The following is a 23,401-nucleotide window of genomic DNA, read 5'->3' as shown; positions in this document are numbered from 1 at the left end:
TCCGCGCTCCAATCACGCCAGAGCCTTGGCCACCGCTTCACCCGTGATGCCGAGCTCTTTAAAGACGATGTTGCCGGGGGCGCTGATGCCGAAGCGGTCAATGCCGATGATCTGGCCGTGGGTGCCGACGTATTTCCACCAGAGACCGGACACGCCGGCTTCGATGGCCACGCGCTTGGTGCAGGCGGCAGGCAGGACGGACTCACGATAAGCAGCGTCCTGGCGGTCGAAGCGCTCCATGCACGGCATGCTGACGACACGGACACCGGACTTGCCCTTGGCACCTTCCACAGCCCACTGGACTTCGGAACCGGTGGCGATGACGATGGCCTCAAGCGGGCCGCTTTCCTTGATCAGGATGTAGCCGCCCTTCAGGGTGCCTTCGCGGCGGGTCTTCACACTGGCCACGCCCTGGTGGGGCAGGTCCTGGCGGCTGAGGGCCAGCAAAGTCGGTCCGTCCGTGCGGCTGAAGGCGGCGGCAAAGGCAGCGGCAGCTTCTTCCGCATCGCCCGGACGGATGACATCCAGGTTCGGGATCACGCGCAGGCCACTGACGGTTTCCACCGGCTGGTGGGTCGGGCCGTCTTCACCCACCCCCACAGAGTCATGCGTGAAAATATAGGTGACAGGCAGCTTGGCCAGGGCGGCCAGACGGATGCTTGGGCGGCAGTAATCCGCGAAGACGAGGAAGGTCGCGCAGCTGCCCAGGAACAGGCCGTCATAGGCGATGCCGTTGCAAATCGCGCCCATGGCGTGCTCACGGATGCCGAACCAAATGTTACGTCCCAGGGGATTTTCACCGCTGAAATCACCACCGTCTTTGATGTAGTTTTTCGTGGAGCCGAAGAGGTCGGCACTGCCGGTGATGAGATGCGGCACCGCCTTGGCCAGGGCGTTCAGGATCTCGCCGCCGCTGTTGCGGGTGGCGGCTTTGCCTTCTGCCGGATATTCCGGGATGGACTTCAGCAGTTCTTCAGCGCTCAGGCTGCCATGGCGGGCGGCTTCCAGCTCAGCGGCCAGGCCGGGATTGGCGGCGCTCCAGGCGGAGAAGCTCTGGTTCCACTCCGCATAGGCGGAAGCGCGTTGCGACTTGAGGTCGGCGAAGTAAGCCTTCACTTCATCGCTGACGTAGAAATGCGTGCCCTCAGGGATGCCGAGGCCTTTTTTGGCCGCGTCCACAAACTTGGCTCCGCCTTCACCGTGGCCCTTGGCGGTGCCTGCCACTTCCGGGATGCCTTTGCCAATGATGGTCTTGGCGATGATGATGGAAGGCTTGCCGTTGTCGCTCTTCTTGGCGTCTTCAATGGCGGACTTCACGGCGTCCAGATCGTGACCGTCAATGGTCACTGCGTTCCAGCCGAGGGCCAGGAAAAGTGCCTGCGTGTCTTCGCTCTGCGTCACCTTGGCCATGGCATCCAGCGTGACATCGTTGGAGTCAAAAATGATGATGAGGTTGTCCAGCTTGTTGTGGGCGGCAAAGGCAACGGCTTCACGGGCCACGCCTTCCTGAAGGCAGCCGTCGCCAGCCAGGGCGATGATGTGGTTATCAATGATCTTGTGCTCAGCCGTGTTGTACTTCGCAGCGGCCATCTTGCCAGAGAGCGCATAGCCCACCGCATTGCCGATGCCCTGGCCCAGAGGTCCCGTGGTGGACTCCACGCCTGGTGTTTCATGAAACTCAGGGTGCCCCGGCGTGATGGAATGCAGCACGCGGAAATTCGACACATCTTCAATCGTCACTGCATAGCCGCTCAGGTGCAGCCAGGAGTAAATGAACATGGAGCCGTGACCGGCGGAGAGGATGAAACGGTCGCGGTTCAGCCACTTCGGCTCGTCCGGATTGCACTGGAGGGAGTCGCCAAAAAGAACCGCGCCGATCTCAGCCGAGCCGAGGGGCAGACCGAGGTGGCCGGAGGAGCACTTGTGCACTGCGTCCATGGCGAGACCACGGGCTTCATTGGCGGCTTGAGCGAGGATGGCTTTATTCATGTCAGATGTCTGTCTTGGATCAGGATTTCAAAAAAGTGCGGCTAGAGGCGGCCAGGCGCGCGGGAGGGCGCTATTTACTGGCGCAGGGGGCGGATTCAAGAAAGAAAACAGAATGCAGGGGCGTCAGCCGGGTATAAAAACCCTCATTTAATATTCGGCGGCGCATTCAACTGCCAGTCCGGTGCCCCCCGGCGCTGGCGGATGAAGGTCTCTGGCGAGACACGATTCAGCGGACTGTCCGCATACCCCTGGCCCGGATTGACGTACGGCCCCTCTCGCACTTCAAAGTGCAGATGCGCCAGGTATAAACCGCCCCCGGTGCCAACCGTGCCGATTTGTTCCCCCCGCTGCACCAGCGCCTCCGGCTCCACCAAAATCTCATCCAGATGCGCATACACCGTCTGGTAAACCCGCTCCTGTGTCAGATCCTCCAGATCCGGCACCCGGTGCGCCAGGATCACCATCTTTCCCCAGCCCTGGCCCGGAATCCCTGCATATACCACCCGTCCGGTCCCGGCCGCATACACCCCATCTCCCAGATCAGAGTTTCCCCCGCCGATGCCATTCAGGTCATCCCCCAGATGCCGCGAGATGCGAAACGGCTGCGCATTGTAGGTCAGCGCCGCGTTTTGTGACCCCATCGGGTGGTCAAATCGCACTGCCAAAGGCAGGGCTGCCACCTCCAGCGGGCTCAGCCGCAGAAAAGCCGGGTCCAATGGTCTCGCAGGCTCCTCTTTTAACCGCGCCACCCAGTCTTTCAGCCCGATTTCCTCCCATACCACCCAGCTCAGCAGGGCGAGCAAAAGGAAGGTGATGAAAGTGGACAGACGCATGGTATTCCAAGATTCCAGTTTCCGGCCTTCGTGCGAACAAAATGAGCAAAAGGTGATCCAAACTTGCGTTCAGTCTCAATTAGGTTACACGTTTCTCAATATGGATCCACGAGTCAAAGAACGTCTGGAAGCTCACCTGACCGCCACCGGCCTTCGCCGCACGCGTCAGCGGGAGACCATTGTCGAGGCCGCCTTCGCCACGGATGATCACTTCAATGCGGAAGAGCTTTTGGAAAAGGCTCGCAAGCTGGATCGCACGGTCTCCCGTGCCACCGTTTACCGCACCCTCCAGCTCCTGGTGGACTGCGACCTGCTGCGCGAGGTAGATCTGGGCCGTGACCAGACCTATTACGACCCCAACTTCCTCGACAAGCCCCAGCACAACCACCTCATCTGCCTGGATTGCGACCGCGTGGTGGAATTTGAGGATGACCACAGCGCCGTTCTGCATGACTGCATCACCCGCCGTCTTGGCTTCCAGCCACAGATGAAAGCCATGCGCATCCAGGCCCACTGTGATGAATTTTCCAAAACCGGCCAGTGCAAATTCAAGACGGAACGCGAGTTGAGCCTGGCAAACGCCCACTGAGGGCGCTTCTTGTTGGTGACATATGATTAAGATGGATGCTGCCCATCAATAAAGTTGTATTCCTCTAAAAAGGGGCCTTTATAGCATGCCGTCGTTCCCCCCCCGGACAGGCACCCCCCAACCACCCCCCGCCCTCAGCCTGCGCTGATCTGTCATGGATCTGTGCATACGATGGTCCCCCCGTTTTCCATGCGTTCCCCCCAACCCCGCAGAGTCATTGCCGCTTGTCTCCAGGCACTTTCCATTTTGGCGTTATCCATCTTTGGGCCGTCCTTAAATGCAGCAAACGGGTCCTGGCTCAGCGGCCAGACGGGCACGCAGAATTGGGCGGATGGGGCCAACTGGACCGGAGGCATCATTCCAGGTTCCACCTCGGGCAGCACGAATGCGGATACGGCAACCTTTGGCAGCAATACAGGCGCGGCCTTCATCACCATTGATGCTGGTCGCATCATCCGCACCATGACCTTCAACGGCCAGAACACGGCCGGTTTGTACACATTGGGCAGCGCCGGGATCAATCTTGGGGAGGCGTTGAGCCTCAGCAGCGGCGGCAACATGACGATGCCTTTGAATACCACCACGGCCCTGACAGTACATGCTCCCTTGATCCTCCAGCCTGCCAGTTCCACCACGGCCGGTACTTACACCATCACAAACAATTCCACCTCGGCTACGAATGTAAATTCCGATACGAATACTTATAAGATCAACCTTTTAGGGGATATTACCGGAGGGACGACATCCAGCACCATTACATTGACACTCGGCGGCACCGCTGGAAACCGTACCCACAATCCCTCTGCCAATGTTCTCAGCGGTCTCGTCTCCGATGGTGGCGCGGCAGGCGGGCTGGGCATCTCAGTGACCGGGCCTTCCGGTGGCAGTCTGGGTGCCTGGACCATCACGAATGCAGCTAACAGCTATACCGGCCCCACCACCATTGGTAACGGCACTCTGATTGTGGATTCCATGACGAACGCAGGCGTGAACAGTGCCATTGGGGCCGGCAGTGTCATCAATCTGAATTCCAATGCCCAGTTTAAATACACCGGTTCCGCCACCAGTACAGACCGCAGCATCATCAGCAATGGCGGTGTTTTTTACGCCAGCGGTTCTGGTGATGTCACTCTCACCGGCACGATCCAGCTTAATGGCAATCTCACTTTCCGGGGCGGGCGGGCTTTCCATGTGGATACGGTCATCACTGGCAGTGGCGGCATCAGCCGGACGGACAGTGGCGTCGTGAATCTGAACCGGATCAATACCTTTAGCGGAGATGTGGGTATTTCCGACGGTGCCTTTCGCATTGCCAGCATTGCCGACGTTGGTGTGGATTCTCCCCTGGGAAGCGGGAACACCATCCGCCTCAGCCAGTCTAGCGGCACGGTGGGGCGTCTGGAATTCACCGGTCTTTCTGGCGGCTCCAGCAACCGCGATTTCACCCTCAGCAATGGGGCGGGCGCCAGCTCAGGAAACGGCCGTATTAATAATACTGTGGCCGGGCAGACCCTGGCCCTGAGCGGCACGGTGCGCGCCACCAGCAGCACAGCTGCGCATGTCTCCAAGCTGAATCTTACCGGTGTGGGGGATGGCCTTATGAGCGGCGTCATCGGCGGTACGGTGGCCTCCCCGGCCACTGCCACTAACACCTCCCTTGTCAAAGATGGCACCGGCACCTGGGCACTTTCCAACGCTAACAACTACTACGGCGGCACCACCATCTCTGCTGGTACCCTTCTGGTTCTCAATACCACCGGCTCAGCAACCGGGACCGGGGATGTCATCCTTTCGGGAACGGGTGCGCTGGGAGGAACAGGGATCGTGACTGCTTCCGCTGGCCGGAGCATCACCATGGGAGAAACCAACCGACTCATCGTAGGCACCACCCATGGGCAGCAGGTCGGCACGGCCGGTCCTGCCGGCACCAGCAGCGCCCCCGGCCAGCTCACTCTTGGCAGCATGGCGGATGTCGCACTCACCCTCGCTGGCAACCTGCAGTTTGATCTATTCGGAAGCTCTTCTGACCGTCTTGTCCTGCAAACGACCGCCCCCACGGTCACGCTGGGCGGCACGCTCACGGTGGCCGATGCCGCCCCGCGCCTGCTGCAGGCCGGGAGCTGGCAGTTAATAGACTGGAGCGGCATCGGCACCGCCACGCTGGCAGGGGGCCTCTCCTATGACCTGCCCACCTTCCGGCTGGCCAGCGGCTATGAGTGGAATACATCGGCCGTTCTGACCACAGGCATCATTTCCATCGAAAAAACGGCGCTCAACCACACATGGACCGGAGCCGTGGACAATTCCTGGGCCAATGCTGGCAACTGGGAGGCAGGGACCGTGCCCTCTGCCTCCACCGATGTCTTTTTCAATGCAGGCACGCAAAACCTCTCGCACCTCCTCAATGCTGACAAGAGCGTCAGGGACATGTTTTTCAGCGGCGAGTCCAACCATACCATCAGCCGCGGCAGCGGTGGCGTGCTGTATGCCCATGGCAGCATCATCCAGGTCCTCGGTGGCACTCAGCGCTTCACCGTCGCGGTGCGGCCGCGCAACGGTAATATTGGGCAGTTTGACATCGTCAATGAAGGCACACTCTCTTTTGATGCGGGCATGATGTATCACCGCAGCAGCGGCAGCGGGAACATGGCCTTTGCCTTCAGCGGCAGCGGTGACACCACCCTGAGTTTCATCCAGCGCCGCACCAGCTCATACGATGCCAGCATCATCATCAACGGTCCCGGAACCGTCACCTTCACTAGCGGAACCAATACGGTGGCAAGTGGCACAGAAGGTTTCATCACCGGCTCCACCACGGTCAATGGCGGCACCCTGCGCCTAAATGCCGAATTCAACCTGGGCGGCAGTCCAGCTGCCTTCAATCCGGCTCAGCTCACGCTGAATGGCGGCACCCTTTCGGCCTATGCCACCTTCACCATGGATGATGAAAATCGCGGCATTACCTTCGGCCCTGTAGCCAGCACCGTCCATGTCGAAGACACACATGCGCTCACATTGGCCACGCCTGTCACAGGGGAGGGAAATTTGACCAAGACCGGCCCAGGCACTCTCATCCTCAGCGGTGCCAGCACGCACAGCGGCAGCACCACGGTCAGCGCCGGCATCCTCCAGGTTGGCCTGGCAGGGCAGGGGAGCAGCGGCGCGGGAGCCACCACCATCGCCACCGGTGCGCAGCTCACCGGTACGGGCACCGTCCAGAGCTCCGCCTTTACCTTGCAGAGCGGCGCCACCCTGCAGGCAGGAGATATTACCACCGGCACCCTCACCGGCAATGGCATCCTGACGTTTGCTCCTGAGGGAGTCGCCACCTTTAACTTCCAGGCCGGGTCCAGCACCCTGCTCAGCCTTTCCACCGCCACCAATCAGGCCGACCTAGCCCTACCCTTCGGCGGGCACAGCCCAGGCACTCCGGAATACAATGCCTATCTGGACAGCCTGACGGGCATTGGCAGCGGCAGCCATGACCTCCTTGTCTTCAATGGTAGCGCCGGTTCAACCCTCACTTTCAGCGGCGGCCTGGAAGTCACCGCCACGGATTTCACCCCTGCCTACGGCCAGGTTTACAATCTGCTGGACTGGTCCGAGCTGCTCAACGCTGACTTCTCGCTCTTCGATGCTGGTGTGAACCGTGACGGCTCCGGCGATGATCTGGCCCAGTTCAACCTTCCTGATATCAGTGCTTCCGGCTTCTTTTGGGACGTCAGCCGCTTCACCCTTTCCGGCACCATCGCCATCATTCCTGAGCCCTCCCGTGCCCTCCTTGTGTGCCTCGGTCTCGCCACGACTCTGATGCGCCGTCGGCGGCAGGTGTGAGTTATCGAGCCACTGTGCTGGCCAGAAAGTGGGCCGGGCTTTTCGCCCGCCCCCAAAATCCACCCCCAGGCTTGCACCGGCCCGCATTGCCGCTACCATCTCCGCCCCGTCTATGTGGAAAGGTCGTTTTGCCCAAGAAACCAGCCAGCTCGTGCAGAGTTATGGAGAGTCCGTGTCCTTTGACTGGAGGCTTTTCGCGCATGACATTCGCGGCTCCATTGCCCATTCCAAAGGCCTCGTGAAGGCGGGCATCCTGACGGATGAAGAGCAGGCCGCGATTGAAAATGGTCTCCTCGAAATCCGTGCCGAAATTGAGACCGGCAAGTTCGAGTTCAAGAAGTCCCTGGAGGACGTGCACATGAACATCGAGTCCGAGCTGACGCGCCGCATCGGCCCGGCCGGGGCCAAGCTGCACACCGCCCGCAGTCGCAATGACCAAGTCGCCACCGATGTGCGGCTTTACACCCGCGATGCCGTTACGGAGATCGTTGACCTCGTCGCCGGTCTCCAGCGTTCCCTCGTTGAGGCTGCCGAGCGCGCAGGCCCCGCCGTCGTTCCCGGGTATACCCACCTCCAGCGCGGGCAGCCCGTCCTCTTCGCCCATCATCTCCTGGCTTATGTGGAGATGCTGGAGCGGGACGCCCAGCGCTTGCTGGATGCGAATGACCGCCTCAATGTCATGCCCCTGGGCTCAGGCGCCCTCGCCGGGTCCACCATCATCCTGGACCGTGAATACGTCGCCGAACTGCTGGACTTCGATTCCGTCTCCCAAAACAGTATGGATGCCGTCAGCGACCGCGACTTCGCTGCCGAGGTCCTCTTCGCCATCGCGCTCTGCGGCGTGCATCTCTCCCGCCTGAGCGAGGACATCATCCTCTGGTGCAGCGCCGAGTTTGGCTTCGTCACCCTCAGTGATGCCCACACCACCGGCTCCAGCCTGATGCCGCAGAAAAAGAACCCGGACGTGGCTGAGCTGACCCGTGGCAAATCCGGCCGCCTCGTCGGCAATCTCATGGCGCTGCTGACCCTTCTCAAAGGGCTGCCCATGACTTACAATCGCGACATGCAGGAGGACAAAGAACCCCTCTTTGATTCTCTGGATACCATCCAGGCCGCCCTGTCCGTCTTTGCGGAAATGATCTCCGGCATGGAGGTGAATGAAACCCGCACCCGCGCCGCCACCAGCGACCCCATGCTGCTCGCCACGGATCTGGCGGATTACCTGGTCAATCACGGCGTACCTTTCCGTCAGGCACACGAGGTCATCGGCAAGCTCGTCGCCCATTCCATCGCGGAGAAGGTCGCCTTTGCCGATATTCCCCTGGCCCAATACCAGGCATTCTCCCCCGCTTTTGAGGCCGATCTCTTCGATTGTCTCAATCTGGATACTGCCCTGGCCGCCCGCAAAGGCATCGGCGCACCTTCACCCAAAAACGTGGCGGCGCAGATCGCCTTCTGGAAAGAAGCCCTCAGCGAATGAGCCTGGACGCCACCGATTTCCCCCTGTTCAAAGTCGAGGACCGCGACGGCTGGAAACGCGTGTCCAATGAGCGCCTTTTTGACAATCCCCACATCAGTGTGGACAAGGTGGAATGCCTGACCCCGCACCGGCAGGAGAAGGCCGTGCCCTGGCTGGTGGTGCAAAGAAAGGCCGCCGTGGCCATCGCCCCTGTCACCGAGGACGGCCAGTTTGTGCTCATTTCCCAGGAGCGCATCCCCGTGCAGCAGACCCTGTGGGAATTCCCCGCCGGCCAGATTGACGTCCCCCTGGACGCGATCACGCCGGACATCATTGTGGACACCGCCATGCGCGAGCTGCTGGAAGAGACCGGCTACGCCCTCGCCCCCGGTGCCGAACTCGAACCCCTCGGCTGGTTTCTTCCTTCGCAAGGTTTTACCGACGAGCACGTTTACTTATTTCAAGCGAAGCCCGTGTGCGTCGTCAGCCGTCCCACCCCGGATGGAAGCGAGCACATCAGCGACGTGCGCTTGGTCAGTTCAGGAGAATTGCGGAGGATGATCGCTGCCAATGAGATCACCACCGCCCTGACGCTGGCCTTGTATGCGCGGATGGCGGCCAAGGGAACGGTTTGAGGCGTTAACCAAAACCTCCAAAAACTTCACCTGATATGTGGCAAGGCATCCTGAACAAAGTCTTTCAAGTGCGCGAAAAAGTCGCGATGAACCTCAACAAAGAGGACGAGGAAAAGCCGTTCCTGGAGCACCTGGATGATCTCCGCACCATGCTTATCCGCATGGCCACCACGCTGCTCACCGTGGCCGTCGTGACGTTTATTTTCTACAAGGAGCTCTTCAAAGGGATCCAGTATCCGCTGGTGCTGTCTGGACTGGTCGAGTCCATCGAGCAGGCGACAGAGTCCGGTTATCTGATCAATACCGACATTGCAGGGCCGTTCATGATGGCGGTGAACGTGGCGTTGATCGCCGCAGTCATCGTGTCCTTTCCCCTGCTGCTCATTTTCCTGTTGCAGTTCATCCTGCCGGGTCTCAAGGACACAGAGAAGAAGCTCCTGTTCCCGGCTATCGGCATTGGCACAGGGCTGTTTTTGGGTGGAGTCAGTTTTGCCTTTTGGGTGGTGCTGCCACGGGCGCTCCTTTTCTTCGATGAATTCGCTCAGAGCCTGGGCACAAAACAGATGTGGGAGCTCAGCAACTACGTCACCTTCAGCACCCGCTTTATCCTGGTTTTTGGGATTGCCTTTGAGCTGCCCGTGCTGGTCATGGCCCTGGTGAAGCTGGACATCCTGAACTTCCGCATCATGAAGTCCACCTGGCGCTACGCGATGGTGGCCATCATGCTTTTTGCCGCCATCATCACGCCCACGCCAGACATCCTGACCCTCCTGCTCATGTCCGGACCGCTTTACCTGCTGTATGGTGGCTGCATGGTCATGGCCTACTTCATGGAGAAGAAGGACAAGGAAGCCTACCCCGAATACTACGCCGAGCTGGAAAAAGACCAGAAGGAGCTGGAGAAAGAAGGCACCGACGACTGGGACAATGAAAACTACAATCCCTGGTTCTCCGAGGATGAAAAAGACGAGGACGATGAATATCAAAAACCCCGCGTCACCCCCTCCGCCCCGCCACCAGAGATCGAGAAGGCCCCGAAAACCGTCTCCATGAGCGACCCGCTGGACGAGCCCGTGGATGAAGGCGAAGACCAAAGCTCCGTCATGCCCGATGAGGATGAAATCGAGCCCGAGCCACCCGCTCCTGCTCCTCCTTCGGCTCCGGCGGATGACAAACCCGCCACCGAGAAATCCACCGAAGAACTCGCCCGCGAGGACGAATCCCGCAGCGGCAATCCTCCAATGTGATTTGGGCACGCCTTGCAGGCAGTCAATTAACTCATCGGCATTGAGTCCGCTGAACCGTAATCGGCTTACTCGGCCAGATGCTCCTGCACCGTGCGGTACAGTTCCACCACATGCTGATCTTGCAGGCGGTAAAACACCTGCCGACCTTCGTTGCGATAGCCCACCAGTCGCGCTGCGTGCAGGCTCCGCAGCGGGTGGGAGATCGCCGATTCCGTCATGCCCAGCCGCTCCGCCAGGTCGCACACGCAACACTCCTCCGCAGCCAGCAGGGAGACCAGCCTGAGCCGTGTCGTGTCCGCCAGCGCGGCAAAGAATTCTGCCATTCGCTGCGCTTCAGATACCTCCAGTGGCTCCAGCACCAGCGCCTTCGCATGCACATGGTGCTCCGTGCACACTGCAGCCTCCTCACCCGCTGTGGCAGCAGCGGAGGCCAGCCGTGAGGCCCGCGTGCTCCTGAAGGCGCCCCCCGCCTTTAACGCCCCCCGTCCCCGCATCCCCAGCCGCAGAGCGGCGTCCGTCCATTAGCCGCGCCTTTCAAGGCATTTCCCCCCCATCGCCGCCTACGCTCATCGCTTCGAAGCGCGATGCCCGAACCGCCGAACATCTCCCAACCAATGAACAAGGTCAAAATGAAGGACGGCAATTTATGGCAGGCAACTGGTGAACCCGGCTGGCTGATGGTGCTACCGGATCAACCCTGGAGCGCGCGGAGACGCTCGATGAGGGGCGGGTGGCTGTAGTGGAGCCAGACGGCCAGGGGATGCGGCTGCGGGTGGGCCAGGTGGTCGCGGGAGAGGCGCTTGAGGCCCTCGACGAGGGGCTGGGAACTGCCGACGGCCTTGGCTGCGAAGGCATCCGCCTCGAACTCGTTTTTGCGGCTCATGGCCAGGCCGAGCAGGCCGGTGAGGACGCCGAGGGGCTTGTAGATCATGCCGAATAGGACGAGGCCCATGCCGACGGGCGTGCCCTGGACGCCGAACGCGGCGAAGAACTGCGGGGACTTCAGCGCCCAGCCGATGAGGGCGAGCATGAGGCCCATCTCTGCCAGGCTGAGGGCGATCATGACGGGTACGTGGCGGCATTTGTTATGGCCGATCTCGTGGGCCAGGATGGCCACGATCTCCTCCGTGGTGTGGCTTTTCAAAAGGGTGTCGTAGAGGGCGATGCGGCGGGTTTTGCCAAAGCCGGCAAAGAAGGCATTGGCCTTGGTGGAGCGGCGGGAGCCGTCCACGACGCTGACTTCCATGACCGGGAAATCCAGCTTCTTGGCGAGGTCAAAGATAGCCTCGCGGAGCTGGCCGTCCTCCATGGGCTGAAATTTAAGGTAGATGGGCATGATGACGCGGGGGGACAGCCAGGTCATGAGGATGGTGAAGGCGGCGATGAAGAGCCAGGCGTAGAGGGCGGCCAGGGCCTGCGTCTGGAAGAACCAGACGATGACGGCGGCGACGGGCAGGCCGATGATGGCCATGAGGGCCAGGCTTTTAAAATGGTCGCTGATGAAGGTGCCGACGGTGGTCTTGTTAAAACCGTAGCGGGCCTCCACGCCAAAAGTGTCCCAGGCCTCAAAGGGCAGGCTGAGCCAGGTCTGGACGAGCAGGATTAGGGCGATGACGAGGACGCCGGTGATGACGGGCCCGTGGCCCTGCGCCTCCGCCCAGGTCTGCAACCAGCCGAAGCCGCCGCTCCACCAGAAGACGAGGAGCAGGCCGAGCATGGTAACGTCACGGCTGAAACCGACGCGCTTGGAATCGCGGATGTAATCCACGAGCTTGGCACGGGTTTCGTCGGAGAAAACCTCTGCCAGGGAAGCGGGAATGGGCCGTCCGAGGCGGGCCAGGTTAAGCAGGGTGGCGAAGAATTCGAGATGGAAGACGCCGATCACGCCGATGAGGGCGGCGATGAACCAGGGGTTGGACAATGACATGGTGGGAAGTGTTTCCTGGGGTGGGTTGGGAAGTCCAACAACAAAAAAGCAGACGGTCTCCCGTCTGCTTTTCTGAAATTGAGTTAAGAAGGCGTGAGGATTACTCAGCGTTTTCTTCGACGTAACGGATCACGTCACCGACGGACTGAAGCTTTTCAGCCTCTTCATCAGGAACGTCAATGCCGAATTCTTCTTCGAAGGCCATCACGAGTTCAACGGTGTCCAGGGAATCAGCGCCCAGATCTTCGATGAACTTGGCTTCTGGAGTCACCTGCTCAGGGTTTACGCCGAGCTGTTCGACGATGATGTCACGGACTTTTTCTTGGATGTTGTCTGCCATAAAATAAGGGGGATGGTGCGGCGGAGAGGTAGCGGCTGGTTATGGTTTGGCAAGGGCGAATTCGCTCTTTTTTTAAAGGGGGGCAAATGCCTGAATCTAAAGGGCTTGGTTTGGCGGGGGTGTATCCGCAGGATTGGAGGCCGGAGCATCCGGGATCTTCTCGATGAGTTCTCCTTTAAAACGTGCGATGAGGCGCTCCAGGATGTGTGCGGCCCCGTCGAATTTTAAATCGTCAATCACAGCTTTTTTTTCGGGACCGTCGGAGGTCTGCCGATACCAGGCGTAGGCCAGTCCCTTGTTGTCCCATTTGCGTTTGTCCACACGAAAGACATCGGCAAAGCGGATGGTCTGCCCTTCCGGCGTGATCCAGTGGTCCTCCGCACCGCGCAGCACTTTTTTCCGGTTCAGCAGCATGTTGATGCCCACAATGAGGCCAATAAGGATGGTGCCGCCGCCCCACCAGAACTGCTCGGCGATCTCGCGGTCGGTGTATTTGTGGGGTTTTTCCGGCCAGCCGCGTTCGGCCGCGTAGGAGACCCAGCGGGGCGGCTCGCCATTTTTACCGGCAGGGAGGCCTTTGGCTTCCGTCTCTTTCACCCAGGCGTCCAGCCGGTTGGCAGCCTTGGCCTCGTCGTAGCCTTTGAGCACGGTCTGCTCAAACCAGTCTTTCTGCGCGGCAATTTCGTTGGCTTTCGGATAGCCGTATTTGCCATCGTAAAGGAAATAGAGGCCCATGCCGACGAGCATGGCGGACATCAGGCCCAGCCGCCGGAAGTACCACGGCGTGACGCGGCAAACGATGGGCTCAGTGGATGAGACAGGCGGGGCGGACTCCATGTGTATCATTCAATGCCGTTGCTGTGCCGGGATGCAACCTGGGATTTTTTTGGCGGCACCGGTTCCAAAAATGACATCTGTTTACACCTGAAATGAATTCGGCGGCGATTATATCCATGAAGTCGTAATTTCATACGACAACTCCCCCTAATCTTATGATGACAATGTTACTTCTGTTCTTCGGAACCATGGCCCTGTCGCTCTACGCCTCCTGGAAGGTGCGCAGTGCCTATAACCGCTATTCCCAGGTGCCCGCCTCCAGCGGCTACACCGGCGCCGAGGTGGCGCAGCGCATTCTGGATCTGAACGGCATCCGGGATGTGAGCATCCACTCCACGCACGGGCATTTGACGGACCATTACGACCCGTCCAACCGCCGCCTGGTGCTTTCGGAAGAAAACTACCACGGCACCTCCGTGGCCGCGCTGGGCATCGCCGCCCATGAGTGTGGCCATGCCATCCAGCACCAGCAGCTCTATGCCCCGCTGAAGTGGCGCATGGCGGCCGTGGGCATCACGGGCATCGCCAGCCAGATCGTCATGTGGGTGCCGCTGATCGGCCTGTTTGGCGGGTTTTTCCCGTATAAGCTGGCCATCACCATCATGGCCGTCAGCTTTGGTATCCTCATGCTGTTCCAGCTCGTGACGCTGCCCGTGGAGTTTGACGCCACCGCGCGCGCCAAGAAGGTGCTGGCCGGCACCGGTGCCGTGGCCGCCGGGACGGAATTCAAGGCCATGAGCAAGGTGCTGGATGCCGCTGCCCTCACTTATGTGGCCGCCTTTGTCAGCACCCTGGGCTACTTCCTCTACTACCTCCTGCAGATGACCGGCATGCGAGGGAATGACGAATAAGACGCATGTAATGCACGGCAATGGCAGAAACGGTCTGACAGACAGGCTGTTTCTGCCTGGCAAAAGAAAAGGCACGGGACGTTGGATCCTGTGCCTTTTTTGGATGCGGACGTGTGGCATTTACACTTCGCTCATTCGTCGTTTACTCTTCTGGACGCCTCGAAACAGGCTTCTCATCATATCAAGTTCATGAAAGGTGGGGGCACTAAATGCAGTGAGCCTGCGGCTCGCCCCATCATCCCCGCACCATTAAATAATGCTTTGGCTTCCCATGCCGCTGCTTGTTCGTCAGCGGCGGCAGATCCAGATGGAACAGATGCCTTAAGGTTTTGTTATGCTGCTTGAGGGCGCTTGTAGCCGCTTCTTGCAAAGCCAGCCAGCGGCGCCAGGGGTGAGCGGGGGCGTGGGTGATGTGGCGGAGGAGGCTGAGCCACTCCACATAGGCGCGGGACAGGTCGCCGGCGGCGACGTCCTGGCGGAGGTCGCGGCTGCCAGGGCGGTCAGGGTGCAGCAGGGTGTCCAGCAGTTCGGCGGCACCCTCGCCATAGTCCAGGGGCAGGCCGTTTTCCAGATAACCGGGGTGGTTGATGAAACCGAAAGTGTTCCGGCAGATGGCCCCGAGGCGCTCGGAGCCGCAGGCAACGGGGAGGTCAAATTTGGTGCCGCTGCGCAGGTTCGCCATGTGCGGGATGAGCTCATCCACCGGGTAGCTTTCGTCCTCCAGCGCAGCGGCGATGGCCAGGCCCTCTCCCCCCTGGAAGAAGGAAAAAATCTCTCCGCGCCGTGTGGGCACACCGCCTTCGTCAATGAGGCCGAGCGAGCGCCACGCATGGATGGGTGACCCAGGACGCGGCTGGCGATCCGTTGCCGTGGTCGCGCTGTCATCTGTGTGGATGCCTGTCTCATTTTTCACCACAATCGTGCGCTCACGCGGCTGAAGGATTGGCCGGGCATGGCTGTCATGATACACGGGCACCTCCACCTCGCCGAGGTCGAAGATGGCAAATACCAGCCCCTCCTTCGCCGCCGTGCCCGTGAGACGCGGCATCACCTCCGGAAAAACATCCCCGTTCTGCCCCTCCAGCAGCAGCGCCGCCAGGGCAGGGGAGTGCAGGATCTCGATCTCCTCCAGCGGCACCGATTCCACCTTGCGCGGCAGCTTCAGCAGCTTGCGCAGACTTTTAGTTGGGCGCAGATGCCCCGGCTCCTCCTCCAGCGGCTGCCCCAGCGGAATCTCCACCCCATAGCGGTCCTTGCCCAGCTTGCCCACACGGCCAATGCCATGGGCAAAACGCGCCACAAAACCCGGCACACTCAGCGCCAGCGCACTCTTCTCCGGCCCCGCCAGCCACGCCTGGCCTAACGGCATGCGTTGCAACGGAATATTCGTCCGCCTCTCCCACTCCCCCTGCGAATTCAGGATCTGCTTTTGCGTCGCCTCCAGGCCAAACAGCGCCTTTACCGCCTGCGGCGCATTCAGCATCTCCGGCGCATCCGCCTCCAGGCCTAACAAAGGAGGTGTTTTCGCAAACAGCCGGCTGGCAAACAGCCCCGCCGCCTCAAACGTATCCGCTCCCGTCTGCGAGGCATGTTTCATCACCCGCAGAAAAATCGGCCACGCCAGCAGCTCCCCGCGATGCAGCCGCGCCGGCCGCGCATCCATCAGCGTCGGGCTCTGCCGCGTCGTCACCACATAGCCCTTTTCATCCAGCCCCCGGCGTCCCGCGCGGCCATACATCTGCAGCAGCTCCGCCGGCGTCAGCTTATGCTCCCCCTTGCCATCATGAAAAGTCGTCGCCGCCACATGCACACTCCGCACGCTGAAATTGATGCCCGCCGACAGCCCCATCGTCGCCACGATCACCCGCAGCTGCCCCGCCTTCGCCAGCGGCTCGATCACCCCCGCGCGCGCCGCATAAGACAGCCCGCTGTGATGAAACGCGATGCGCTTCTCCAGCAGCGCCGTCAGGTCCTTGCCACACACCGCCCGCTGCTCATGCGTCAGCTCCAGCGAATCCCCCGCCGGCAGATCCGCCGCCAGCCGCCGCGCGATCGATTCCGCCTCCTTCCGCCGTGGCGAAAAAATCAGCAGCGGCGCCAGATCCGCCAGCATCACCGCCGCCGCAAATTTCGGCCAAAAGTGCTCAAAATGTCGCGCCATCCGCTGCGGCAGCGCCTCCCACGGCGCCTCCTCCAGCGGCACCGGCCGCTCCTTCGTCTGCACCACCTCCGCCGCCCGGCCCAGCCGCCGCAGCCACGCCACCACATCCTCTGGATTCGCCACAGAGCCGCTCAGCAGCAGCAGCCGCGTCCCCGCCGGAGCCAGCGCAATGGCCGCCTCATAATGACTCCCCCGCGTCGCATCCGCGATCATCTGATACTCGTCAATCACCAGCAGCGCCGGCCCCTCCCCACGCACCAGCCGCTCCAGTTGCGTCTCCAGCGTCGCCACCACCACCGGTGCCCCCACATTCTCAGACACATCCCCTGTCGCGATCCCCACATCCCACTTCGCCTCCTTCCATTCCGCAAATTTGTCATTCGCCAGTGCGCGCGTCGGCACCGTGTAAACTGCCTGCCCCAGCAGCGAGCGCGACTGGTGGAGCAGCTCAAAGATGTACGTTTTTCCCGCCCCCGTTGGCGCGCTCACGACCACATCCGTGCCCTCCCGCAGCAGGTTCACAGCCTGGTGCTGCCAGGGATCAGGGAGCTTGAGGGTATTGAGGGAAGGAAGCATTCAAAAGTGCCGCCCTTTTGATTACGAACGGGAAGGCCAGCGCGCAAGAAAAGGATGGGCGGGCTGCAGGAGATCGTCCAGCGCGCCGTCTTTGCGCTGGAGTGTGATCTTTTTTTGTGATACATTTCCCCAATTATGAAAACCGCCTCCATCCGCGATCTCCGCTACAACTTCCCCAAACTGGAAGCCTGGCTCCGCAATGGCGAGCAAATCCAGATCACCAAGCACAACAAACCCGTCGCCATGCTGGGCCAGGCCACGCCTTCTGCGGGCGTGGTGCCCAAACTCACCGCAGACGAGCGCCTGGCACGCATCCGGCGCACGTGGGGCGACCGCGTTTTCAGTGAGCAGGAAGTGGAAGAGATGCGGGCCTTTGAAACCGGCGAGCCATGATCGTTTACCCAGATACCAGCTATCTCTGCGCCTTGTATCGCGAGCAGAATAACACCGAACTTGCTCTCGCCTATGACGAGCAAATGACCGCCCCCCTCCAAGTCTCCACCTTGCTCGAGTTTGAGTTCCGCCAGGCCGTCCGCTTGCAGGTCTGGCTGAATGACCAGGACCGCAGCAAAGGCTACCGGCAGGACGAGGCGGACCGGATGCTCGCCGACTGGGAAATAGACATCGCCGCCGGCCACATACGCATCGTCCCCGTGGACATGGATGCCGTCCTGCGCATGGCCGAGCACCTCTCCCAGACCCACACCTACCGCACCGGCAACCGCACCCTGGACATCCTCCATGTCGCCACCGCCCTGCATCTCTCCGCCCAGGCCTTCCTCACCTTCGATGACCGCCAGCGCAAGATCGCCCGCGCCGCCGGCCTCCAGGCACCGTTGTAAAGGAGTGGCACCTTTTTCCTTCCCCCGCACCCTCACCTCGGTGCAAGATAGCACCCTTGCCCCCTGTTCAATACGCAACCCATGAAGTCCCGCCTCGTCACCCTCCTTGCCCTCACCGCCCTGGCCAGCCAAGCCGCGCCCACCTTTAAAAAACACACCCTCACGGAGGAATTCGTCGCCGAGGGAGCCCACTTTGCCGACTTCGACAAAGACGGCCACAACGACATCTGCGCTGGCCCTTACATCTGGAAAGGCCCGGACTTCAAAGAGCGCATCGAATACACCGCCCCCGCCGAGAAGCCCTATGATCCCGGCAAAGGCTACAGCGACTACTTTCTTACCTACACCTACGACTTCAACAGCGACGGCTGGCACGACATCCTCGTCTTCTCCTGGCCCGGCAAAGAGACCTGGATTTTCGAGAACCCCCAGGGCAAAGCCGGCCACTGGCCCCGCCACAGCATCTTTGACATCACCGACAACGAATCCCCCACCATCGGCGACATGAACGGCGACGGCAAACCCGAGCTCATCTGCCACACCAGCAGCGGCAGCCAGCCGCCCAAAGGTGGCCGACTCGGTTACGCCGAGATTGACTGGGCCAATCCCTTCGGCAAAGCCCGCTTCCGCCCCATTACCCCCGTCACGGAAGAGAATAACAAAAAGTACTTCCGATATACCCATGGTTATGGCTTCGGCGATGTCAATGGCGACGGCCGCCCCGACCTCCTTACCAAAGAAGGCTGGTTCGAGCAGCCCGCCGACATGAAAGAAGACAAAGACTGGACCTTCCATCCCGCCCCCTTTGCCCCGGAGGGCGAGCGCGGCGGCTCCTTCATCCTCGTCTATGACGTCAATGGCGACGGCCGCAACGACGTCATCAGCAGCCACAATGCCCACGGCTTCGGCCTCAGCTGGTATGAGCAGAATGCCGACGGCACCTTTAACGACCACAAGCTCATGGGCAGCACCGTCGAGGACAGCGCCGTCGGCGTCAAATTCAGCCAGCTCCACGCCATGCAGATGGCGGATATGGATGGCGACGGCATCCTGGACCTCGTCACTGGCAAGCGCCGCTGGGCTCACGGCCCTCTCAAGGACGATGAGCCCAATGCCCCCCCCGTCCTATACTGGTTCAAAATCCAGCGCGACCCCTCCGGCAGCGTCGAGTTCATCCCCCATCTCATTGACGACAACAGCGGCGTCGGCACCCAGGTCACCCCCGGCGATGTCAACAAAGACGGCAAGCTCGATGTCGTCATCGGCAACAAAAAAGGCGTCTTCGTCTTCCTGCAGGAATAGGTCAAAGAATTACCAGAGGCAAATCCAGAAAGTATCGTCGCAAGTAGACCCGGTCACTTGCGGCGAGCTGGTCCGCCTGCACCTGCGCATAGGCCGTCCGGTGTTAAGAAGAACACCACGCTTGCTGAAAGCCATTCCAGATAAAGATGACGACCAGGAGCGTCAGATGGTAACCGGAGGGAAGGGAACGCAGAGACATTCATGTGAAGGCATGCTCCCAGACGGTATCATGCATGAAAGGGGAGGCATCAGGCCGGGTCCGACTTCATTTGCAGCTTCAAAACGGACTTTGACTTGGAGGGCGGTTATTGGGATATAGTGTCACATTTTTGACACCATCCGCCATGTCTGCTCCATTGCCATCCAACCACCAGGTCGTTCCCTCCTACGCACAGCCTCTGCCCAGGTGGCTGGCATTCGGGGTGCCGGTGCTGATGATGATCTATCCGTTTGTGCTGATGATCCCAGGCCTGAACTGGGAGGAGGGGCTGGACCGTGAATTTGGCCTGGTGGAAAACCTCACCGTGGTGTTTCTGCTGGCGGCATTCATCGTGGCTTTGCGCACGCTGCCCTACCGGGTGGGGGTGCTGCACGGGCTGGCCTTGGGGCTGCTGGCTTTCGGGGCTTTTATCTTCATGGGCGAGGAGATCAGCTGGGGGCAGCACTTTTTCGGATTTTCCACGCCGGAGAAAATGATGGAGCTGAACCGCCAGCACGAGACGAACATCCACAACATCAATGGCACGGTGGAGTTTATTTTCACCAAGGTGATCCGCAGCGCGCTGTCCATCGGCAGCGTGGTGGGCGGTCTGGTCATTCCGTTCATTCTATCCCGGAAGAAAGTCCACTTCGCCCCCGGAAGCCTGCATTTTTGGCTCTGGCCTTCGTTGAGCGCAGCCCTGGCCAGTGTGCTGGTCAATACCGTGGGGGTGCCAAACAAAATCGCCAATCACTTCGATTCAAAGCTGCCGAATTACTTTGGGCCGCATACGGGGGAGATGAAGGAGGCCTTTCTGGCGCTTATCATTCTTCTGTATGCGGTGGCGCAGTATCGTGTGAGCCGTCAGTTGAAGATGAAAGCCTGATGCCCCGGCGGGGGCTTGCCGCAGGATTGGAGGGGTAAATCGGCCTGCGCAGGCATCTGCCTGAGCCGAAGTCCTTGCCCTTGTGTCTTCCCCGTGCATTTCTAGCGGCCCCTTTTCGTTTTTCCCACCCGCCATGACCGTCTCCACTCCTCCCCGTACCATTTACATCGGCCTTGCAGGATTAGGAAATGTGGGCGCCGGGGTGTATAAAAATCTGCAGCAGAACGGGGATCTGATCCTGCAGCGCACCGGGGCGGACATTCAGGTGAAGCGCGTCATCGTGCGCGATCCCAGCCGCCCACGTGAGGTGCCGGTGCCTGCGGAGATGCTGGGTACGGACTGGCGGGAGCTGATCGAGGACCCAGATATCCAGGTCGTTGTGGAGCTGATCGGTGGCACCACCACGGCGTATGACCTCGTTTGCGCTGCCCTGCGGGCGAAAAAGATTGTCGTGACCGGCAACAAGGCGCTGCTGGCGGAACGCGGCCAGGAGCTCTTCGCCCTGGCGGAAGAATGCGGCGTGCCGATCTATTTTGAGGCAGCAGTGGCCGGCGGCATCCCCATCATCCAGGTGTTGCAAGAGGGCTTGGTGGGGAACCGCATCCTCTCCATTCACGGCATCATCAACGGCACCTGCAATTACATCCTCACCCGCATGTCGCAGGCGGGGCTGAGTTACGAAGATGCACTGAATGAGGCCCAGGAAAAAGGCTATGCCGAGGCCGACCCCACCCTGGACGTGAGCGGCTGGGATGCGGCGCACAAGGCGATCATTCTGGCTTCCTTGAGCTATGGGTTCTGGATCCCCACCTCCTGCGTACATGTGGAAGGGGTGGACAAGATTGACATCCAGGACTTCAAGTTTGCCAAGCGGCTGGGGTATACCATCAAGTTGCTGTCTGTTATCCGTGCGGACAAGGACGGCCTGGTGGAGGTGCGCACCCAGCCCACCCTGGTCCCGCTTTCCCATGTGCTGGCTAATGTCAGCGGCAGCTTCAATGCCCTGCTGGTGAACGGGGACATCGTGGGCGAGACGCTCTTTTACGGACGTGGCGCCGGGCAGGATCCGACCAGCAGTAGCGTCATCAGTGATCTGTGCGAAGCGGCTGCGGTGCTTGTTTATGGTGCCCGGCACAGCGGCTTTGTGCCGCATGGACTTTATGGAAAGAGCAAGCCCATTGAGGATACCGTCTCCCATTACTACATGCGCCTGACCGTGGACGATGTGCCGGGCGTGCTGGCCCAGGTGGCCACACTGCTGGGGCAGCGTAACATCGGCATCTCCTCCATGATCCAGCCGGAGGACCTGGAGGACACCAGCGGCAGCACCAGCCTGGTGCTGATGCTGCACGATGCCCTCCTCAGCGACATGCTCCAGGCCCTGGATGCCCTGCGCGCCCTGGACTGCGTGCGCGGCCAGCCGAGCTGGATGCGGGTGGAGACGTTGCAGGGGTGAGGTATGAGCTCCTCTGAGGGAGCGAATCGCCGAGATGGGATTGGGACATTTTTAAACCACTAATGCCCAGCAATAAGCACTAATGTAAGACTGAGATTGGACCTAATAGTGTCCAATGCTGGCAATTAGTGGTTAAAAATGCATTAGGATGAAGCGGAGATAGCGAATGAAGGATGTCCTGCTCAATCGCTGACTTCGGATTCAAAGTGGATGATCTTGCCTCCGCCAGTGCGGGCTTCTTCAATGAGGCGCTGGTCTGTTTTATCCCGCTCCCAGGCGCGGGCTCCGGCATTGGCCAGCACCCATTCGGCCGTCTTTTCCGCAGGCCGGGCCGTCAGTGACGGAGGCCAGTTTGGGGGAGTGTCAGACATGCGTACATTGTGGAGGGGCTTGGATGCGGTTTTCACTGCGACAGGAAGGGGCTCACCTTCGGCATTGAAGTAAAGGTTGTCGGCGAGGTGGACATCGCAGGGGCCGCTGGCATTGAGGAATGCGACCTGTCTGTCCGTGCTGGGGCCGCAGCGGGCCACGTTGCCGATGATGGTCATGCTGCCCCGCTGCCATTCATGGGTGCCCCATTCGCCGGGGCTGAGTCCATATGATATGATCCGCCTGCCGGGATTGTGGATGAGGTTGTTGACGATCACGCCCCTGGCACCGCCTTTGAAGAGCGGGTTCCGGTCGTGATTGCTGATGTAGAGGTTGCCGATGATGGCGATGTCAGAGGTGTTGTCGTGGATGAGGGAGCCTTTGGAATGGGGGCCTTTGGAGTGGGTGGAATCGTGAAGACCCTCACCAATGAGGCAGTGGCTGAAGGTGATGCGGTGGGATGTGTTCTTTCTCCATTCCTCGGGGGTTTTGCCCTCAAAGCGGGGGCCGGAGGCGCTGAGGTTTTCATCCGTTGACCAGGTGATGGAGCAGTGGTCCACGATCACATCATGGGCGGCATTGGTGGCCAGGCCATCCACTTCCCAGCCGCTCTTTTTGGCCCGGTTGCCCGCACCGGGGCGGATGCGCAGATGGCGCACAATGACATCATGCGTGCTGATGCCCAGCCCGCCGTTCACCAGCGTGATGCCCGGGGAGGGGGCGGTTTCTCCGGCGATGGTCAGGTGCGGGTGGGAGGCTTTCAGGGAGCGGCCTTCCAGGTTGATGGTACCAGCGATGCTGAATTCCACGACTCTTGCCCCATCGGTCTCCAGGGCTGCCCTCAGGGATCCTGGGCCCTTGGCTGAGAGGGTGGTTACGAGAACCGTTTTTCCGCCTTCTCCACCACGAGTCTGCGTCCAGCCGGGCGGTGTTTTCCAGTCTGCCGGTGGTGATGCCTCGGCAGCCACAGGCGTGAGGGCTGCATATGCCAGTGCGGCAAGTGCTGCAAAGTTGGTCGTGAAGGAGCGGGATTTCATCAGGAAACTAAACGCCAGGAAAACCCGCATTA

At 60.6% G+C, this 23,401-nt stretch carries 18 protein-coding genes and 1 pseudogene; 11 read left to right on the top strand and 8 right to left on the bottom strand.

The genetic code is table 11. The annotated features are described in order from the left end of the window. Positions 1 to 12 precede the first annotated feature (12 nt). Together tkt and WJU23_RS01380 are read right to left on the bottom strand one after the other, a co-directional pair. Positions 13 to 1,998: pseudogene (gene tkt, locus WJU23_RS01385) on the bottom strand (transketolase); the annotation flags it as partial. Between the two features lie 134 nt (positions 1,999 to 2,132). Next, entirely contained in the window at positions 2,133 to 2,822 is a 690-nt protein-coding gene (locus tag WJU23_RS01380; protein ID WP_346330732.1) for a M23 family metallopeptidase, read from the bottom strand. Between the two features lie 100 nt (positions 2,823 to 2,922). Here WJU23_RS01380 and WJU23_RS01375 point away from each other — a divergent pair, with 100 nt between their 5' ends. The 5 genes from WJU23_RS01375 to tatC all read left to right on the top strand — a co-directional run bounded on the left by WJU23_RS01375 (position 2,923) and on the right by tatC (position 10,586). Continuing rightward, positions 2,923 to 3,411, top strand: coding sequence for a transcriptional repressor (locus WJU23_RS01375; RefSeq protein WP_346330731.1), 489 nt, complete (start codon positions 2,923 to 2,925; stop codon positions 3,409 to 3,411). Between the two features lie 189 nt (positions 3,412 to 3,600). Then, complete coding sequence (locus tag WJU23_RS01370) at positions 3,601 to 7,245, top strand: autotransporter-associated beta strand repeat-containing protein (RefSeq protein ID WP_346330730.1); 3,645 nt, start codon at positions 3,601 to 3,603, stop codon at positions 7,243 to 7,245. 112 nt (positions 7,246 to 7,357) lie between these two features. Beyond that, a complete protein-coding gene (argH, locus tag WJU23_RS01365; RefSeq protein WP_346330729.1) occupies positions 7,358 to 8,725 on the top strand; it encodes an argininosuccinate lyase in 1,368 nt (455 codons plus the stop codon). Beyond that, positions 8,722 to 9,339 (top strand): NUDIX hydrolase, encoded by a 618-nt coding sequence (locus WJU23_RS01360; RefSeq protein WP_346330728.1) that lies wholly within the window; start codon positions 8,722 to 8,724, stop codon positions 9,337 to 9,339. Before argH ends, WJU23_RS01360 begins: the two co-directional genes overlap by 4 nt. Positions 9,340 to 9,374: 35 nt before the next feature. Next, positions 9,375 to 10,586, top strand: coding sequence for a twin-arginine translocase subunit TatC (tatC, locus tag WJU23_RS01355; protein ID WP_346330727.1), 1,212 nt, complete (start codon positions 9,375 to 9,377; stop codon positions 10,584 to 10,586). 65 nt (positions 10,587 to 10,651) lie between these two features. Here the strand turns inward: tatC and WJU23_RS01350 are convergent, their stop codons facing one another. The 4 genes from WJU23_RS01350 to WJU23_RS01335 all read right to left on the bottom strand — a co-directional run bounded on the left by WJU23_RS01350 (position 10,652) and on the right by WJU23_RS01335 (position 13,690). Next, a complete protein-coding gene (locus tag WJU23_RS01350) occupies positions 10,652 to 10,981 on the bottom strand; it encodes a metalloregulator ArsR/SmtB family transcription factor (protein ID WP_346330726.1) in 330 nt (109 codons plus the stop codon). A gap of 296 nt (positions 10,982 to 11,277) precedes the next feature. After that, entirely contained in the window at positions 11,278 to 12,513 is a 1,236-nt protein-coding gene (locus tag WJU23_RS01345; protein WP_346330725.1) for a M48 family metallopeptidase, read from the bottom strand. A gap of 100 nt (positions 12,514 to 12,613) precedes the next feature. Continuing rightward, complete coding sequence (locus tag WJU23_RS01340; protein ID WP_346330724.1) at positions 12,614 to 12,853, bottom strand: acyl carrier protein; 240 nt, start codon at positions 12,851 to 12,853, stop codon at positions 12,614 to 12,616. A 96-nt stretch (positions 12,854 to 12,949) separates the two neighbouring features. Further along, positions 12,950 to 13,690 carry a hypothetical protein gene (locus WJU23_RS01335; RefSeq protein ID WP_346330723.1) on the bottom strand — a complete coding sequence of 247 codons (741 nt, stop codon included), beginning with the start codon at positions 13,688 to 13,690 and terminating at the stop codon, positions 12,950 to 12,952. Positions 13,691 to 13,845: 155 nt separating this feature from the next. On the opposite strand from WJU23_RS01335, the gene WJU23_RS01330 reads away from it, so the two are divergent. Then, positions 13,846 to 14,541 (top strand): zinc metallopeptidase, encoded by a 696-nt coding sequence (locus WJU23_RS01330; protein WP_346330722.1) that lies wholly within the window; start codon positions 13,846 to 13,848, stop codon positions 14,539 to 14,541. Between the two features lie 235 nt (positions 14,542 to 14,776). Here the strand turns inward: WJU23_RS01330 and WJU23_RS01325 are convergent, their stop codons facing one another. Further along, a complete protein-coding gene (locus tag WJU23_RS01325) occupies positions 14,777 to 17,278 on the bottom strand; it encodes a DEAD/DEAH box helicase (RefSeq protein ID WP_346330721.1) in 2,502 nt (833 codons plus the stop codon). Between the two features lie 135 nt (positions 17,279 to 17,413). Here WJU23_RS01325 and WJU23_RS01320 point away from each other — a divergent pair, with 135 nt between their 5' ends. The 5 genes from WJU23_RS01320 (at position 17,414) to WJU23_RS01300 (ending at position 21,963) form a co-directional block, all read left to right on the top strand. After that, entirely contained in the window at positions 17,414 to 17,671 is a 258-nt protein-coding gene (locus WJU23_RS01320) for a hypothetical protein (RefSeq protein WP_346330720.1), read from the top strand. Further along, positions 17,668 to 18,120, top strand: a complete 453-nt coding sequence (locus WJU23_RS01315; RefSeq protein ID WP_346330719.1) for a type II toxin-antitoxin system VapC family toxin — start codon at positions 17,668 to 17,670, stop codon at positions 18,118 to 18,120. The genes WJU23_RS01320 and WJU23_RS01315 overlap by 4 nt, the downstream gene beginning before the upstream one ends. A gap of 81 nt (positions 18,121 to 18,201) precedes the next feature. Continuing rightward, on the top strand, positions 18,202 to 19,422 hold the full coding sequence (locus WJU23_RS01310; RefSeq protein ID WP_346330718.1) for a VCBS repeat-containing protein: 1,221 nt from the start codon (positions 18,202 to 18,204) through the stop codon (positions 19,420 to 19,422). Positions 19,423 to 19,766: 344 nt separating this feature from the next. Beyond that, positions 19,767 to 20,507 carry a hypothetical protein gene (locus tag WJU23_RS01305; RefSeq protein WP_346330717.1) on the top strand — a complete coding sequence of 247 codons (741 nt, stop codon included), beginning with the start codon at positions 19,767 to 19,769 and terminating at the stop codon, positions 20,505 to 20,507. A gap of 133 nt (positions 20,508 to 20,640) precedes the next feature. Continuing rightward, complete coding sequence (locus WJU23_RS01300; RefSeq protein WP_346330716.1) at positions 20,641 to 21,963, top strand: homoserine dehydrogenase; 1,323 nt, start codon at positions 20,641 to 20,643, stop codon at positions 21,961 to 21,963. 182 nt (positions 21,964 to 22,145) lie between these two features. Here WJU23_RS01300 and WJU23_RS01295 read toward each other — a convergent pair whose 3' ends face one another. Further along, positions 22,146 to 23,369, bottom strand: a complete 1,224-nt coding sequence (locus tag WJU23_RS01295; RefSeq protein WP_346330715.1) for a pectate lyase — start codon at positions 23,367 to 23,369, stop codon at positions 22,146 to 22,148. Positions 23,370 to 23,401: the final 32 nt, after the last annotated feature.

It is taken from the genome of Prosthecobacter sp. SYSU 5D2 (genome assembly GCF_039655865.1).
GTDB lineage: Bacteria > Verrucomicrobiota > Verrucomicrobiia > Verrucomicrobiales > Verrucomicrobiaceae > Prosthecobacter.
Note: the sequence above shows the minus strand (reverse complement) of the source record. Positions and strands in the feature narration are given on the sequence as shown.

Coding starts and splice junctions, on each gene's coding strand:
- WJU23_RS01380 (WP_346330732.1), bottom strand. CDS start 2,822: ATGCGTCTGTCCACTTTCATCACCTTCCTTTTGCTCGCCCTGCTGAGC.
- WJU23_RS01375 (WP_346330731.1), top strand. CDS start 2,923: ATGGATCCACGAGTCAAAGAACGTCTGGAAGCTCACCTGACCGCCACC.
- WJU23_RS01370 (WP_346330730.1), top strand. CDS start 3,601: ATGCGTTCCCCCCAACCCCGCAGAGTCATTGCCGCTTGTCTCCAGGCA.
- argH (WP_346330729.1), top strand. CDS start 7,358: ATGTGGAAAGGTCGTTTTGCCCAAGAAACCAGCCAGCTCGTGCAGAGT.
- WJU23_RS01360 (WP_346330728.1), top strand. CDS start 8,722: ATGAGCCTGGACGCCACCGATTTCCCCCTGTTCAAAGTCGAGGACCGC.
- tatC (WP_346330727.1), top strand. CDS start 9,375: ATGTGGCAAGGCATCCTGAACAAAGTCTTTCAAGTGCGCGAAAAAGTC.
- WJU23_RS01345 (WP_346330725.1), bottom strand. CDS start 12,513: ATGTCATTGTCCAACCCCTGGTTCATCGCCGCCCTCATCGGCGTGATC.
- WJU23_RS01340 (WP_346330724.1), bottom strand. CDS start 12,853: ATGGCAGACAACATCCAAGAAAAAGTCCGTGACATCATCGTCGAACAG.
- WJU23_RS01335 (WP_346330723.1), bottom strand. CDS start 13,690: ATGGAGTCCGCCCCGCCTGTCTCATCCACTGAGCCCATCGTTTGCCGC.
- WJU23_RS01330 (WP_346330722.1), top strand. CDS start 13,846: ATGATGACAATGTTACTTCTGTTCTTCGGAACCATGGCCCTGTCGCTC.
- WJU23_RS01325 (WP_346330721.1), bottom strand. CDS start 17,278: ATGCTTCCTTCCCTCAATACCCTCAAGCTCCCTGATCCCTGGCAGCAC.
- WJU23_RS01320 (WP_346330720.1), top strand. CDS start 17,414: ATGAAAACCGCCTCCATCCGCGATCTCCGCTACAACTTCCCCAAACTG.
- WJU23_RS01315 (WP_346330719.1), top strand. CDS start 17,668: ATGATCGTTTACCCAGATACCAGCTATCTCTGCGCCTTGTATCGCGAG.
- WJU23_RS01310 (WP_346330718.1), top strand. CDS start 18,202: ATGAAGTCCCGCCTCGTCACCCTCCTTGCCCTCACCGCCCTGGCCAGC.
- WJU23_RS01305 (WP_346330717.1), top strand. CDS start 19,767: ATGTCTGCTCCATTGCCATCCAACCACCAGGTCGTTCCCTCCTACGCA.
- WJU23_RS01300 (WP_346330716.1), top strand. CDS start 20,641: ATGACCGTCTCCACTCCTCCCCGTACCATTTACATCGGCCTTGCAGGA.
- WJU23_RS01295 (WP_346330715.1), bottom strand. CDS start 23,369: ATGAAATCCCGCTCCTTCACGACCAACTTTGCAGCACTTGCCGCACTG.